The organism is Pseudomonas sp. MPR-R2A5 (assembly GCF_058793055.1).
Window position 1 is genome coordinate 45,585 of record NZ_JBXAFK010000031.1, and the last position, 13,928, is coordinate 59,512.

Consider the following 13,928-nt stretch of genomic DNA (forward strand, 5'->3'; position numbering starts at 1 on the left):
GCCACACAGTTCGGTCGTTTGATAAAGATTTTAATCCTTATTAATCAATAAGTTATTTTGCATTTGATAAACGTTGACCTGGCTATTTTATTCCAAGGCGCTTGGCCATTCGCCCGAGGTTGGCGCGGTCCAGCCCCAGTTCACGGGCGGCGCTGGCCCAATTGTGCTGGTGGCGTTCCAGGCAGGCGTTGATGACTTGACGCTGGTAGTGCTCGGTGGCCTGGCGCAGGTCGCCGCTGACGAGGGGGGCGGCATCGGCTGGCGCTTCGACCTGGGGCGCGCTGACGCCTGGCAAGTCCAGGTCCTGGGCGCTCAGGCTCAAAATCTTCGGACGCTCGCGACAGTTACCCAGGGCCTTCAGCGCGCTGCGCCCGATCAAGTGTTCCAGCTCCCGGACATTGCCCGGCCAGTTATAAGCCAGCAACGCCGCCTGGGCGTCGCTGGTCAGGCGCAAGCTGCCCAGGCCCATGCGTGAGCGGTTCTGCTCCAGGAAGAAGCCGGCCAGCAGTAACACATCACGCCCGCGCTCGCGCAGGGCTGGCACTTGCAGTGGGTACACACTCAGGCGGTGGTAGAAGTCGGCGCGGTAGCGGCCGTTGCGGACCTCTTCGGCCAGGTCGCGGTTGGTGGCGGCGATCAGGCGCACATCCACTTGATGTTCCTTGTCCGAGCCCAGCCGCTGCAACTGGCCGCTTTGCAGCACGCGCAGCAACTTGGCCTGCACGCTCAGCGACAACTCGCCGACTTCATCCAGGAACAAGGTGCCGCCGTTGGCCAGTTCGAACTTGCCCCGGCGCTCGTTCAATGCGCCGGTAAAGGCGCCGCGTACATGGCCGAACAGCTCGCTCTCCACCAGGGTTTCCGGCAGTGCTGCGCAGTTGAGGCTGATCAGTGGTTTGTCGGCGCGGGACGATGCCGCGTGGATCGCCTGGGCCACCAGCTCCTTGCCGACCCCGGTTTCGCCGGTGATCAGCACCGTCAGGTCACTGCCGCCCACCAGGTTGATCTCTTCCACCAGGCGCTTGTGGGTCTTGCTCTGACCGATCATTTCCTTGTGCTGCTGGCCGCTGGCCTGGCGGTAGATTTCGGCGCGCTGCTGTTCGTCTTCCACGCGCAGGGCCAGGCGTTCGATGCGCTCGGCAACGTTGACCGTGGCGGCGGCGAGGCTGGCAAAGGCTTGCAGGGCGTCGAGCTCGACCCGCTCGAAGCGCTCCGTGTCGAGGGCGTCCAGGGTCAGCAGGCCCCAAGGGCGATCATCGACAAACAGCGGGCAGCCCATGCAGTCGTGAACTTCGAGGTGCCCGTGCAGGCCGTCCACCAGGCCATCGTAGGGGTCGGGCAATTCGCTGTCGCTGTCGAAACGCGTCGGGCCGGGGCTGCCGAGCAGCACGGCGAAACGCGGGTGTTCGCTGACCTTGAAACGTCGGCCCAGGGTATCGGCGCTCAAGCCGTCTACCGCCAGCGGTACCAGCGACTCACCGTCCAGGCGCAACAGCGCGGCGGCGTCGCAGGGCAGCAAGGCGCGCATGGCTTGCAACAGGCGACGGTAACGCTCGCCTTCGGGGAGTTCGCGGGACAGGTCGGCGACGAGGGGGAGCAGGGTGGTGAGCAGCGATTGCGCAGTCATAATGACTCCTTGTAGTCCTTATGACTATAAGGTGTAGGAGGTCATACTGACTACGTGTAATTTAAGCTATTGAATTTAAACGTTTTATTAGTTGGCACGAATACTGAGTACTCCATGGCAATCAGTAAAGAAGCCCAGGAGGCTCCATGCTTAGTGCCCAAGACCGTGCCATCGTCAAATCTACCGTGCCCTTGCTGGAAAGCGGCGGCGAAGCGCTGATCACCCATTTTTACCGCATGATGCTCTCCGAGTACCCGCAGGTTCGCCCGCTGTTCAACCAGGCCCACCAGGCCAGCGGCGACCAGCCTCGCGCTCTGGCCAACGGCGTATTGATGTACGCGCGGCATATCGACCAGTTGGATCAGTTGGGCGACCTGGTTGCCAAGATCATCAACAAGCACGTGGCTTTGCAGATCCTGCCGGAACACTACCCGATTGTTGGCGCGTGCCTGCTGCGTGCCATTTCCGAAGTACTGGGCAGCGAAATTGCCACCCCTGAGGTCATGAGTGCCTGGGGCGCTGCGTACGGCCAGTTGGCGGATATCCTGATTGGCGCCGAAGCGGCCATTTACGAAGAGAAAGCCCAGGCGCCGGGCGGCTGGCGCGGTGCGCGGCCGTTCAAGCTGGTCAAGCGCGTGGACGAGAGCGCCGAGATCACGTCGTTCTATTTTGCCCCGCTGGACAACGCCCCGATTCTCGCGGCCGCGCCAGGCCAATACATCGGCATGACGTTACACCTGGATGGCGAGGAAGTGCGCCGCAATTACTCCCTGTCGGCCTTGAGCGATGCCGGCCAGTACCGTATCAGCGTCAAGCGCGAAGCCGGTGGCCGGGTGTCCAACTACCTGCACGACCAGTTGCAGGTGGGGGCGACCCTTGACCTGTTCCCGCCATCCGGTGAGTTCACCCTGGCCGCCAGCGATAAACCACTGGTGCTTATCAGTGGCGGGGTGGGCATCACGCCAACGCTGCCCATGCTCGAGGCCGCCCTGGCCACCGAGCGCCCGGTGCACTTTATCCACTGCGCGCGTAACGGCGGGGTGCATGCGTTTCGTGAGTGGGTGGACGCCTTGGCGGTCAAGCACCCGCAGCTCAAGCGCTTCTATTGCTATGACGAAGATGATGGCGTGAGCCCGGCGGCGGACAAGGTCGGCCTGCTCAGCCAGGAGCAACTGGCGGCGTGGTTGCCCGAGCAGCGCGACCTGGATGCCTACTTCCTCGGCCCTAAAGGCTTCATGGCGGCGATCAAGCGCCACCTCAAGGCATTGGGTGTGCCTGAGCAACAAAGCCGCTATGAATTCTTCGGCCCGGCGGCGGCCCTGGAATAACATCTCCAGCGCAACACTGCTCAAGATGTGGGAGGGGGCTTGCCCCCTCCCACATTCAGTTCTCCATTCCTCCCGATTAATCCCCCGTTAACCCCTCTCTGTTTAAACCACTCTCTGTGTGTAAACTTGCGGCCATCAGGCCAACCACAATCAGGCAAAGGGATACGGAGATGAGTGACGAAATGCGTTTGGGCAGGGAGCGGCGCTTTCTGGTGTTGCTGGGCATCATCTGCCTGGCGCTGATCGGCGGCGCGTTATACATGCAAGTGGTGTTGGGCGAGGCGCCTTGCCCGCTGTGTATCCTGCAACGCTACGCCTTGCTGTTGATTGCGATTTTTGCGTTTATCGGCGCGGCGATGCGCACCAAGGGCGCGATCACGCTGTTTGAAGGCCTGGTGGTACTCAGCGCCCTCGGTGGGGTGGCGGCGGCTGGCCATCATGTGTACACCCAATTTTTCCCGCAAGTCAGCTGTGGCGTCGATGTGCTGCAACCGATCGTCGACGACCTGCCCCTGGCCAAGGTCTTCCCCCTGGGCTTCCAGGTCGACGGCTTCTGCAGCACGCCTTACCCGCCGATCCTTGGCCTGTCCCTGGCGCAATGGGCGCTGGTGGCGTTCGTGCTGACGGTAATCCTGGTGCCCCTGGGCATATACCGGAACCGCAAGCGCGCAGCCTGAGCCTATCGACCAAAACGCCCCGGTCCTTTTGAAAGAAGGCCGGGGCGTTTTTGTGTGTAGGGATTTGTGAAAGGACAGTGACGCCGGACAATTTTGACGGCGGGCAGCGTGCGACATGTTGTCACACAGAAGCTGTCGCAGGACATTTCTGACGCGTTGAACCGTCGCATAAATTTGCGCCAGGCGGTCAATTTATGCTGTCAGTTCGTCGTCTGGGCGACCCCACGAATGTCGCGCCGTCCAAGCCTTTGAGGGCTCTGTGAATGCCTTGTTTTATGGGGACTTGGATGCGATTTGCAGGCCTTTGTGGAGGCGGAGGGGTGTGGCGCTTTGCCCAATAACACGGCAATTTTTGTGGTTTTTGTTGAGAATCGAACGCGATAAGATCGCGAACCTTTGCGATATTGGTGAAGGATTGTTGCTGGAATCAATAAAAATTATTTCTTTATAAGACATGGTTTATACATCGCTAGCTAACTACAATCGCCCGCACTGAATGTCCGGTGCTGTTCAAACTTTGAGCATTGGAGCGGTCGAGGGGCAGATGGATGGCTCTGTGCGACCCCAGGTTCCGGCAGCCTTTCAACTATCCGCACCAAATGGAATTGGTCTGTAACAAGGCCTTTAACCACGAAATCGAATAAGAACTCACCGCAGGTCCGTGACACGTCCGATTAGGGCGCGCGGGCAGGCTCTTATTCAATCGAAGAGAAATGCCAACCCTTGGCAGGGTGAAGTGTTGGCGATCAAAACCCAACTGCATTGCGCAAGCTGCTTTAGAGGTCGTGAGATGAGTAAAAACAGGTACCCCCGATTACTAGGCTTTTTGCCGCTGCTTGGCATGATGTTAATGCTGGGAGGCTGCAAGTGGACCTTGCTCGACCCAAAAGGACAGGTCGGTCTGGATGAACGAAACCTGATCATCACCGCCACCCTGCTGATGCTGCTGGTCGTGGTCCCCGTGATCATCATGACCTTCGCCTTCGCCTGGAAATACCGCGCGTCGAACACCAGCGCCACCTACGCGCCGAAGTGGTCGCACTCCACCAAGATCGAAATCGCGGTGTGGTTGGTCCCGATCCTCATCATCATTGCCCTGGGTTATGTGACCTACAAGTCCACCCATGCGCTGGACCCATACCGTCCGCTGGAATCGGACGCCAAGCCGATCAATATCGAAGTGGTCGCGCTGGATTGGAAGTGGCTGTTCATCTACCCGGACCTGGGTATCGCCACCGTCAACCAGATCCGGTTCCCGGAGCACACCCCGCTGAACTTCAAGATCACCTCCGACGCCGTGATGAACTCGTTCTTCATCCCAGCCCTGGGCGGCCAGATCTACGCGATGGCAGGTATGCAGACCAAGCTGCACCTGATCGCCAACCAGAAAGCTGAAATGGAAGGCATCTCCGCCAACTACAGCGGCGCTGGCTTCACCGGCATGAAATTCAAAGCGATCTCGACGAGCCAGGAAGATTTCGACGCCTGGGTAGCCGAAGTCAAGGCCGCACCTAAACAGCTTGATCAAGCTGAATACGAAGCCCTTGCCAAACCAAGCCAGAACAACCCTGTCGCGCTGTACTCCGCTTACACGCCTGACCTGTTTCAGAAGATCGTCGACAAGTACGAAGGCATGAAACCAGGCAAGCCGGTCAAGCACGAGAAGAAAGAAGTGGCTGCGGTTGAAGGTTCTGACACGGGCTCGCATTCAACTGCTGGGGCAGAGGAGTAAACGATGTTTGGTAAATTAAGTTGGGATGCGGTCCCGTTCCACGAGCCGATTGTGATGATTACCATCGCCATGATCGCGCTGGGTGGTCTGGCACTGTTTGCAGCAATCACTTATTTCAAGAAGTGGACCTACCTGTGGACCGAGTGGCTGACGTCGGTCGACCACAAGAAAATCGGCGTGATGTACATCATCGTTGCCATGGTCATGCTGCTGCGTGGTTTTGCCGACGCCATCATGATGCGTACCCAGTTGGCCATGGCCACCGAGGGTTCGCCTGGCTACCTGCCACCTGAACACTATGACCAGATCTTCACCGCTCACGGTGTGATCATGATCATCTTCATGGCGATGCCATTCTTCACCGGCCTGATGAACCTTGCAGTGCCGCTGCAGATCGGCGCGCGTGACGTTGCCTACCCGTTCCTGAACTCCCTGAGCTTCTGGCTGCTGGTTTCCGGCGTGGTGCTGATCAACGTTTCCCTGGGCGTTGGCGAATTCGCCAAGACCGGTTGGGTTGCGTATCCGCCATTGTCGGGCATTCAGTACAGTCCGGGCGTGGGTGTGGACTACTACATCTGGGCGCTACAGTTATCAGGACTGGGGACGACGCTGACGGGGGTCAACTTCCTGGCCACCGTCCTGAAAATGCGCGCCCCTGGCATGAAACTGATGGACATGCCGATCTTCACCTGGACCTGCACCTGGGCAAACGTACTGATCGTGGCTTCGTTCCCGATCCTGGCCGCTACCATGGCGCTGCTGTCGCTTGACCGTTACCTGGATTTCCACATTTTCACCAATGAACTTGGTGGCAATCCAATGATGTACGTGAACCTGTTCTGGGCATGGGGTCACCCTGAGGTGTACATCCTGATCCTGCCAGCGTTCGGTATCTTCTCCGAAGTGATCTCGACCTTTACCGGCAAGCGCCTGTTCGGTCACCACTCGATGGTCTACGCCTCTGGCGCGATCTCGGTACTGGGCTTCATGGTGTGGCTGCACCACTTCTTCACCATGGGTTCGGGGGCCAGCGTCAACGCCTTCTTCGGCCTGGCGACGATGCTGATTTCCATCCCGACGGGGGTGAAGCTATTCAACTGGCTGTTCACCATCTACCACGGCCGTCTGCGTATCACCAGCCAGGTTCTGTGGACCCTGGGCTTCATGGTGACCTTCGCCATCGGCGGCATGACCGGCGTACTGCTGGCCATCCCGGGTGCTGACTTCGTGCTGCACAACAGCCTGTTCGTGATCGCGCACTTCCACAACGTGATCATCGGCGGTGCGGTATTCGGTTACATCGCTGGCTTCAGCTTCTACTTCCCGAAAGCGTTCGGCTTCAAGCTGCACGAAGGCTGGGGCAAGGCTGCATTCTGGTTCTGGATCTCGGGCTTCTTCGTCGCGTTCATGCCGCTCTATGCACTGGGCTTCATGGGCATGACCCGTCGTCTGAACGCCACCACCAACCCTGAGTGGGTGCCGTACCTGTACGTCGCCATGTTCGGTGCGCTGATGATCGCGGTCGGTATCGCCTGCCAGCTGATCCAGCTGTATGTCAGCGTGCGTGATCGCAAGCAGAACATGTGCGAGTCGGGCGATCCATGGAACGGCCACACCCTGGAATGGTCGACCTCGTCGCCACCACCGTTCTACAACTTCGCTGTGATTCCTACTGCGACCACCATCGATGCGTTCACCGAAGCCAAGGAAGACGGTACTGCGTACCAGCAACCTAAGCACTACGAACCGATCCACATGCCAAGCAACACCGCCACTGGCGTGGTGATGGGCGCGCTGTTGACCGTGTTCGGTTTCGCGATGATCTGGCACATCTGGTGGCTGGCAATCGTGAGCCTGGTGGGCACCATCGGCTACTTCATTGTCCACGCTGCACGTGATGATCAAGGCTACATGGTGCCGGTCGAAACGATCGAGCGCATCGAAGCCGAGCAGCACGCTCGTCTGGTCGCCGAGAAGAAAATCCCGGCCAACCGTGTCGAAACCTCGTTGGAACAGGCTTAAACCATGTCGAACTTAGTGACCAATGCTGGACACGCCCATGTCGATGACCATGGGCACGATGACCATCACCACGACTCGGGGCCAATGACCGTCTTCGGTTTCTGGCTCTACCTGATGACCGACTGCATCTTGTTTGCGTCGATCTTCGCGGTGTACGCGGTACTGGTAAACAACGTAGCGGGTGGCCCGTCGGGCCACGACATCTTCGAACTGCCTTACGTGCTCGGCGAAACCGCCTTGCTGTTGTTCAGTTCGATCACCTACGGCTTCGCCATGTTGGCCTTCTACAAGGGCAACAAGAAGGGCGTACTGAGCTGGTTGGCACTGACCTTCCTGTTCGGCCTGGGCTTCATCGGCATGGAGATCAACGAGTTCCACCTGCTGATCTCCGAAGGCTACGGCCCGCACCGCAGTGGTTTCCTGTCGGCGTTCTTCACGCTGGTAGGCACCCACGGCCTGCACGTTTCGGCTGGCCTGCTGTGGATGGCGGTGATGATGTATCAGGTCAATAAGCACGGCCTGACCAACACCAACAAGACTCGCCTGAGCTGCCTGAGCCTGTTCTGGCACTTCCTGGACGTAGTCTGGATCTGCGTATTCACCGTCGTCTACTTGATGGGGACTCTGTAATGGCTAATGCACACTCCCATGACAGCCATGATGCGAGCCACGGCAGCGTAAAGTCTTACGCTATCGGCTTCATCCTGTCGGTCATCCTGACCCTGATCCCGTTCGGCCTGGTGATGTACCCAACCCTGCCGAAGTCGATCACGTTGATGATCGTCCTGGCGTTCGCGGTCATTCAGGTCCTGGTTCACCTGGTGTACTTCCTGCACCTGGACCGCTCCGAGGCCCAGCGTGAGAACGTGATTGCGTTCGTGTTCGCAGGCCTGGTGATCGTTCTGCTGGTTGGTCTGTCGCTGTGGATCATGTTCAGCATCCACACCTACATGATGGCGAAGTGAGGTAAGACCCGATGTCGCTTAAGCACTTTATCCAAATCACCAAACCGGGGATCATTTTCGGTAACGTGCTTTCTGTGGCAGGCGGTTTCTTCCTGGCCTCCAAGGGACATGTCGATCTGGCCATCTTCCTGGCTGCAATGATCGGTACGTCCCTGGTGGTAGCTTCCGGTTGTGTGTTCAACAACTGCATCGACCGCGACATCGATATCAAGATGGAACGCACCAAGAATCGCGTGCTGGTCCAGGGGCTTATCTCCCTGAAACTGGCACTGATCTTCGCGACCGTCCTGGGTGTTGCCGGCGTGGTGTTGTTGTACAAGGTGGCCAACCCGCTGGCGGCGCTGTTTGCCGTGATCGGCTTCGTCATCTACGTCGGCCTCTACAGCCTGTACCTCAAGCGCAAGTCGGTTCACGGCACGCTGGTGGGCAGTCTGTCGGGAGCGATGCCGCCGGTGATTGGTTATGTAGCTGTGACCAATAGCTTCGACATGGCCGCGCTGGTGCTGCTGGTGATGTTCAGCCTGTGGCAGATGCCGCATTCCTATGCCATCGCGATCTTCCGTTTCAACGACTACCTGGCTGCGTCGATTCCGGTTCTTCCGGTCAAGCGCGGCATCCAGGTGGCCAAGAAACACATCCTGCTCTACATCCTGGCCTTCCTCGTGGCGACCTTGATGTTGACCTTCAGTGGCTACGCCGGCATGAGCTACCTCGCTGTCGCCGCCGCCATGGGCATGTACTGGTTGTACATGGCCTGGACCGGCTACAAGGCGGTGGACGACACCGTTTGGGCACGCAAGCTGTTCGTGTTCTCGATCTTCACCATCACCGCGCTCAGCGTGATGATGTCCCTGGATTTCCAGGTGCCGAGAGAGTTGTTGCTGACCTACGCGCCCTGAGTGGTTCCAAGCAGTGAACAAGCCCCGCCTTCGTGAGAAGCGCGGGGCTTTTTCTTGGGCGCGGGTTAAATCGGCTGGCGGCTTTCTCGTCATACCTCACTGTATGAGCCGTGCGAATCCATTACCCGCGTACAAGGAGTTGTCACCATGGTCAGCGTCAGTCGTCGCTCCCTTCTCGCCCTGGGCGCGGCCCTGCCCTTGTTGGGGCGCCTGGATTGGGCGGTTGCCAGCCCGCCGCCGGCCAAGGCGGACAAGGTGCGGCTCAACTACAACGAAAGCCCCTACGGCCCTTCAGGTGCTGCCCGCGAAGCGATGCGAGAGGCGATTGCCACTGCCGGACGCTATCCCTACGGCCACATGTACGGCCTGGCCGCGCTGTTCGCCCAGCAGCAGGGGATTGCCGAAGAACAGGTCGCGGTGTTCTCCGGCTCCATGGCGGCGCTACGCTATGCCGTCCTGGCGTTTACCGGTGAAACCCGCGGCCTGGTGATGGCCACGCCGTCCTACGAGGTGCCGCGCCAGGCGGCCGAGTCGCGCAAGGCACCGGTGCGCGAGGTGGACCTCAATACCGAGCACGCCCACGATATCCCCGCCATGCTCGCCGCCGATCCCCAGGCCGGTATGCTCTACGTATGTAATCCCAACAACCCGACCGGCACCATGACCCCGACCGACGCCATCCGCCAGGCGCTGGCGGACAAGCCCAAAGGCAGTGTGTTGGTGGTGGATGAGGCCTACATCGATTTCTCCGACGCACCCAGCTGCGTGAGTTGGGTCAAGGAACACGACGACCTGCTGGTGTTGCGCACCTTCTCGAAAATCTACGGCATGGCCGGTGCCCGCGTTGGCCTGGCAATCGGTGCCCCGGCGCTGCTGGAGCGCCTCGCGGTGTTCGGCGGCGACAACGTACCGGCAGGCACCGGCTTGCTCGGCGCGCGCGCCAGCCTGGAAGACGTCAAGCTGTTGCCGCAACGCAAGGCGCTCAATGCTCAACTGCGTGAGGAGACCATTACCTGGCTCAAGGTCCGTGGGTTCACCTGCACGGCGTCCCAGAGCAACTGCTTCATGATCGATGTGAAGCAACCGGCCGAGCAGGTGATCGAGAAGCTGGCCGGGCAAGGTGTGCTGATTGGACGGGTGTGGAAGAACTGGCCGCAGTGGGTACGCGTCACGGTGGGGAGCAAGCGCGAGATGGCGCGGTTTCGTGAGGTGTTTGCGGCGCAGATGTCGTCTGTTTAAACAGGCGTACCCTCTTGGCTGACATTTGGGCAGTTCGTCAGAAAGCTGAATTTCGATTTGTAAAACTATAGGCAAGTTGCCTATAGTTTTCCCATGCGTTCTATTTTCTTCGAGACTTCATCGTTTACCGCCACCGTAGGTCATTACCTGACGGATGATGAATATCGATTGCTGCAAAACGAGATGCAGTGGAACCCTTTGGCTGGCGATGTGATGCCCCGTACAGGAGGGTTTCGCAAGCTACGGTGGTCAGATGGCAAGCGTGGTAAAGGAAAGCGTAGTGGCTTACGGGTTATTTACTACTGGCTCACCACTGATGGTCACTTTTGGATGTTTGCTATCTACAACAAAGACGAATTGGAAAATTTGACTGCCGATCAAGAGAAGGCACTTAAAAAGGCCATAGAGGCCGAACTGAAAAAACGAGGTACCCCATGAAAAAGCGCGATCTGTTTGCAGAGTTGATGCAGGGCGTTAGCGACATGACTGCTCACCGAGAAGGCAAAATCACTCTTCGGCAAAGCACTGTGGAGGACAAGCCCGTTCCTGAGGTGTCAGCCCAAGAGATCGTGGCACTGCGGGATAAATTGCATATGTCACAGTCGGTGTTTGCCCGGAGCATACGGACGAGCCCCGGCACGCTGAGAAACTGGGAACAGGACAAATCCAAACCCAATGCTCAGGCCGCACTCCTGATCAGGCTGGTTGAAAAGTTTCCGGATATGGTGGATCGATTGGCGACCGTCTGAATCATCGGCAACAAAAAGCCCCGCATTGGCAACACCGTGCGGGGCTTTTTGGCTTCAGGTTACTGCTGCGCGATGCTGTACCCATCAAACGCTGTCTGCTGCTGCAATGCGGTGATCACGCTCTTGCGGCTCAGCGGCTGTTCGGCGCCGGAGTTATCCACAAAGCTCTCAACCTCCAGTTCGGCCTCATCGCCTTCACCCACAAAGCTGAAGCCCAGGAACTCGAACGCGGCCCGATCGACATTCAGTTTGGAGCGTGGCGTGCGCAGTGGCAGGGTGACGCTGATGCCGTCCTTGCTGATCACAAACACTTCGGCTTCTTTCTTGGGCCGTGCGGCCTTGCCCTTGCCGGCGCTTGGGTTACTGATGGCCTGGTGGGACTGGTTCAGCACCTTGAGGGCCAGTCCGTAGACCAGCTCCTGGAACTCCGGGTCGTCCTTGAAGCTGGACAGGATGCGGCTGATCGAGAACTGGCTGCTCAGGTTTTCCAGGGCGGCGTTATCGGCGGCCTCGGCGTCCTTGAGTTGCTTGAGCTGGCCCATCAGGTCGTAGGCTTTGTCGTCGTCGAAGGTATCGTGAGCCTGGCGGATCGCCACGCGCAGTTCGCGGATCTGGTCGCTTTCCTTGGAGGTGTGGAACGCGTCCAGCACCATCTCGCTGATGATCTTGGCCGCAGGCAGGTGCTGTGAAAGATTGATGGCGTTTTCGTATTCAGCTTTGGATTGCAAGGCGACTACGGATTCTTCGGCGGATTCTGCGGTGTAGGAATCGGACATTGAAATTTCACTACTTCAGTAAGCGGAACAAAAAAGCGTCGCGCATTTTCAGGGGGGCAGGGGATCAGGTCAAGGCAGGTTCCGGCTGATGCGCAGGTATCTACACAACTTTGACTCAACGCTGAACGTCCGGCAGATAGGGCTGTCGTGGCGAGCGGTGTTGTGGCAAGCGGGCTTGTGGCGAGCGGGCTTGTCCCGCGTTGGGCTGCGTAGCAGCCCCAGTAAAGAAGAACGCGGTGTATCAGACACTCTGTAGAGGCTGGTTTTGGGACTGCTTCGCAGCCCAACGCGGGACAAGCCCGCTCGCCACAGGGAGATTTGTCAGGGGCTGAAAAGTGGTTATGCCGATTGGCCTCCATGAGAACTTCCCGCTCGGGCAGGGCGGGTTGTCGGACCAGGCCGCTGTGGACGTGGCCGCATACTGCTCGGGCCAACCGCGTCCGGGCTTCCCGGACAAGGTCAAGGACTGGCCCAACGGTGGCAATCCGGCGGATGCCCCCGACTAGTCCAGTTGCTTGAGGCAGGCCTGGAGGATATCCAGGCCTTCCTCCAGCACTGCCGGCTCAATGGTCAACGGTGCGAGCAGGCGGATGATGTGTCGCGATTTGCCGCTGGGCATCAGCAGTAAGCCGGCGGCGCGTGCCAGGCCCAGCAGCTGTGTCAGTTGCTGGGGCGCAGGCGTGCCGTCGGCTTGCGCCAGTTCGATGCCGCGCATCGCGCCGACGCCGGTCAGACGGCCCAGGTAGGGTGACAGGCGCTGCGCGCGCCAGCGCTCATAGCGGCTGATGATCGCGGCTTCCTGCTGTGCACCCCACACCTGTAAATGTGCGTCCGTCATGACTTCAAGGGTGGCCAGCGCCGCGGCACAGGCGATCGGGTTGCCGGAGTAGGTGCCGCCGAGGCCGCCCTTGGGCAGGTTGTCCATCAGCGCCTGGCGCCCGACCACTGCCCCCAGCGGCACGCCGCCGGCGATGCTTTTGCCGAGCAGGATCAGGTCCGGTTCGATACCCAGGCGCGAGAAGGCGAAGCGCTGGCCGGTGCGACCGAAGCCGGACTGGATCTCATCGGCAATCAGCAGGATATTTTTCTCATCGCAAAAACGCCGAAGGGCCTGGGCGAACTCGATATCCAGGGCCAGGAAACCGCCTTCGCCCTGCACCGGTTCGATAATGAAACAGGCCACGTCGTTGACGTCGATTTCCACGCTGAACAGACGGTCCATGGCCTTGAGTGCTTCGGCGCAAGTCACACCGTTGTCGGCGCTGGGGTAGGGCAGGTGATACACCGGGCCGGGCAAGACACCGACCTTTTGTTTGTAAGGCGCGACCTTGCCGTTGAGGTTCAAGGTGGCCAGGGTGCGCCCGTGGAAGGCGCCGTCAAAAGCGATGACGGCGCTGCGGCCGGTGGCGCCCCTGACGATCTTCAAGGCATTCTCCGCCGCTTCTGCGCCGCTGTTGGTCAGCATGCCGCTGACCGGGTAGTCCACCGGAATGAAGGCCGTCAGTCGATCCATCAATTCAATGTAGGGCCTATGGGGCGCGGCGTTGAAGGCGTAGTGGGTCAGTTGCGTTGCCTGGTCGCGAATGGCCTCTACCACCGCCGGATGGCAATGGCCGAGGTTGAGCACGCCGATGCCGCCGACGAAGTCGATATAGCGCTTGCCCGTGGTGTCCCAGACCTCGGCGTTCCTGCCGTGGCTGAGGCTGATGGGGTGAACGACGGAAATCGATTGGCTGATGGTTTCGCGGCTCATGAATCTCGGACTCGGCAATGTTGGGCGTGTTTTTATCTAAGCCGTGAGCCCGGCCCTGGGGCAAACGAAATAAAGTCGCCGGGTCATTCCAAATCGGAAGGAGCTGTTGCCAAAAGGTCGTTTGTGGCAACGCCGCAAAGCCCTTGGTACTGCCGGGCAAC

General features: G+C 59.4%; 13 protein-coding genes and 1 pseudogene. 11 read left to right on the top strand and 3 right to left on the bottom strand.

Going from position 1 to position 13,928, the window contains the following annotated elements:
• Positions 1–82 precede the first annotated feature (82 nt).
• Positions 83–1,627, bottom strand: a complete 1,545-nt coding sequence (norR, locus tag AC1Q6I_RS21365) for a nitric oxide reductase transcriptional regulator NorR (protein ID WP_024077342.1) — start codon at positions 1,625–1,627, stop codon at positions 83–85.
• Positions 1,628–1,773: 146 nt separating this feature from the next.
• Between norR and hmpA the strand changes: the two genes are divergently transcribed.
• The 10 genes from hmpA (at position 1,774) to AC1Q6I_RS21415 (ending at position 11,238) form a co-directional block, all read left to right on the top strand.
• A complete protein-coding gene (hmpA, locus tag AC1Q6I_RS21370) occupies positions 1,774–2,955 on the top strand; it encodes an NO-inducible flavohemoprotein (protein ID WP_102624124.1) in 1,182 nt (393 codons plus the stop codon).
• 170 nt (positions 2,956–3,125) lie between these two features.
• Positions 3,126–3,632, top strand: coding sequence for a disulfide bond formation protein B (locus tag AC1Q6I_RS21375; protein ID WP_024077340.1), 507 nt, complete (start codon positions 3,126–3,128; stop codon positions 3,630–3,632).
• A 790-nt stretch (positions 3,633–4,422) separates the two neighbouring features.
• Positions 4,423–5,364, top strand: coding sequence for a ubiquinol oxidase subunit II (gene cyoA, locus AC1Q6I_RS21380; RefSeq protein WP_041161019.1), 942 nt, complete (start codon positions 4,423–4,425; stop codon positions 5,362–5,364).
• A 3-nt stretch (positions 5,365–5,367) separates the two neighbouring features.
• Complete coding sequence (gene cyoB / locus AC1Q6I_RS21385; protein WP_024077338.1) at positions 5,368–7,386, top strand: cytochrome o ubiquinol oxidase subunit I; 2,019 nt, start codon at positions 5,368–5,370, stop codon at positions 7,384–7,386.
• 3 nt (positions 7,387–7,389) lie between these two features.
• Positions 7,390–8,016, top strand: a complete 627-nt coding sequence (locus tag AC1Q6I_RS21390; protein ID WP_024077337.1) for a cytochrome o ubiquinol oxidase subunit III — start codon at positions 7,390–7,392, stop codon at positions 8,014–8,016.
• Positions 8,016–8,351, top strand: coding sequence for a cytochrome o ubiquinol oxidase subunit IV (gene cyoD, locus AC1Q6I_RS21395; protein ID WP_003176003.1), 336 nt, complete (start codon positions 8,016–8,018; stop codon positions 8,349–8,351). Before AC1Q6I_RS21390 ends, cyoD begins: the two co-directional genes overlap by 1 nt.
• 11 nt (positions 8,352–8,362) lie before the next feature.
• The gene (gene cyoE, locus AC1Q6I_RS21400) at positions 8,363–9,250 is read left to right on the top strand and encodes a heme o synthase (protein ID WP_024077336.1); all 888 of its coding nucleotides are present in this window, start codon (positions 8,363–8,365) and stop codon (positions 9,248–9,250) included.
• A gap of 147 nt (positions 9,251–9,397) precedes the next feature.
• Positions 9,398–10,489, top strand: a complete 1,092-nt coding sequence (gene ptaA, locus AC1Q6I_RS21405) for a pyoverdine biosynthesis transaminase PtaA (protein WP_102624125.1) — start codon at positions 9,398–9,400, stop codon at positions 10,487–10,489.
• 93 nt (positions 10,490–10,582) lie between these two features.
• Positions 10,583–10,927: a toxin HigB-2 gene (locus tag AC1Q6I_RS21410; protein ID WP_024077334.1), complete on the top strand. Its 345-nt coding sequence runs from the start codon at positions 10,583–10,585 to the stop codon at positions 10,925–10,927.
• Positions 10,924–11,238, top strand: a complete 315-nt coding sequence (locus AC1Q6I_RS21415) for a helix-turn-helix domain-containing protein (protein WP_024077333.1) — start codon at positions 10,924–10,926, stop codon at positions 11,236–11,238. The genes AC1Q6I_RS21410 and AC1Q6I_RS21415 overlap by 4 nt, the downstream gene beginning before the upstream one ends.
• 59 nt (positions 11,239–11,297) lie before the next feature.
• On the opposite strand, the gene AC1Q6I_RS21420 is transcribed toward AC1Q6I_RS21415, so the two are convergent.
• Positions 11,298–12,014, bottom strand: a complete 717-nt coding sequence (locus AC1Q6I_RS21420) for a hypothetical protein (protein ID WP_102624126.1) — start codon at positions 12,012–12,014, stop codon at positions 11,298–11,300.
• A gap of 341 nt (positions 12,015–12,355) precedes the next feature.
• Between AC1Q6I_RS21420 and AC1Q6I_RS21425 the strand changes: the two are divergent.
• A pseudogene (locus AC1Q6I_RS21425) lies at positions 12,356–12,520 on the top strand (hypothetical protein); the annotation flags it as partial.
• Here AC1Q6I_RS21425 and AC1Q6I_RS21430 read toward each other — a convergent pair.
• Positions 12,517–13,767: a 2-aminoadipate transaminase gene (locus tag AC1Q6I_RS21430; protein WP_024077330.1), complete on the bottom strand. Its 1,251-nt coding sequence runs from the start codon at positions 13,765–13,767 to the stop codon at positions 12,517–12,519. The pseudogene AC1Q6I_RS21425 and the gene AC1Q6I_RS21430 sit on opposite strands and share 4 nt — an antisense overlap.
• Positions 13,768–13,928 lie beyond the last annotated feature (161 nt).

Coding starts and splice junctions, on each gene's coding strand:
- AC1Q6I_RS21420 (WP_102624126.1), bottom strand. CDS start 12,014: ATGTCCGATTCCTACACCGCAGAATCCGCCGAAGAATCCGTAGTCGCC.
- ptaA (WP_102624125.1), top strand. CDS start 9,398: ATGGTCAGCGTCAGTCGTCGCTCCCTTCTCGCCCTGGGCGCGGCCCTG.
- AC1Q6I_RS21415 (WP_024077333.1), top strand. CDS start 10,924: ATGAAAAAGCGCGATCTGTTTGCAGAGTTGATGCAGGGCGTTAGCGAC.
- AC1Q6I_RS21410 (WP_024077334.1), top strand. CDS start 10,583: ATGCGTTCTATTTTCTTCGAGACTTCATCGTTTACCGCCACCGTAGGT.
- cyoE (WP_024077336.1), top strand. CDS start 8,363: ATGTCGCTTAAGCACTTTATCCAAATCACCAAACCGGGGATCATTTTC.
- hmpA (WP_102624124.1), top strand. CDS start 1,774: ATGCTTAGTGCCCAAGACCGTGCCATCGTCAAATCTACCGTGCCCTTG.
- norR (WP_024077342.1), bottom strand. CDS start 1,627: ATGACTGCGCAATCGCTGCTCACCACCCTGCTCCCCCTCGTCGCCGAC.
- AC1Q6I_RS21375 (WP_024077340.1), top strand. CDS start 3,126: ATGAGTGACGAAATGCGTTTGGGCAGGGAGCGGCGCTTTCTGGTGTTG.
- AC1Q6I_RS21430 (WP_024077330.1), bottom strand. CDS start 13,767: ATGAGCCGCGAAACCATCAGCCAATCGATTTCCGTCGTTCACCCCATC.
- cyoD (WP_003176003.1), top strand. CDS start 8,016: ATGGCTAATGCACACTCCCATGACAGCCATGATGCGAGCCACGGCAGC.
- AC1Q6I_RS21390 (WP_024077337.1), top strand. CDS start 7,390: ATGTCGAACTTAGTGACCAATGCTGGACACGCCCATGTCGATGACCAT.
- cyoB (WP_024077338.1), top strand. CDS start 5,368: ATGTTTGGTAAATTAAGTTGGGATGCGGTCCCGTTCCACGAGCCGATT.
- cyoA (WP_041161019.1), top strand. CDS start 4,423: ATGAGTAAAAACAGGTACCCCCGATTACTAGGCTTTTTGCCGCTGCTT.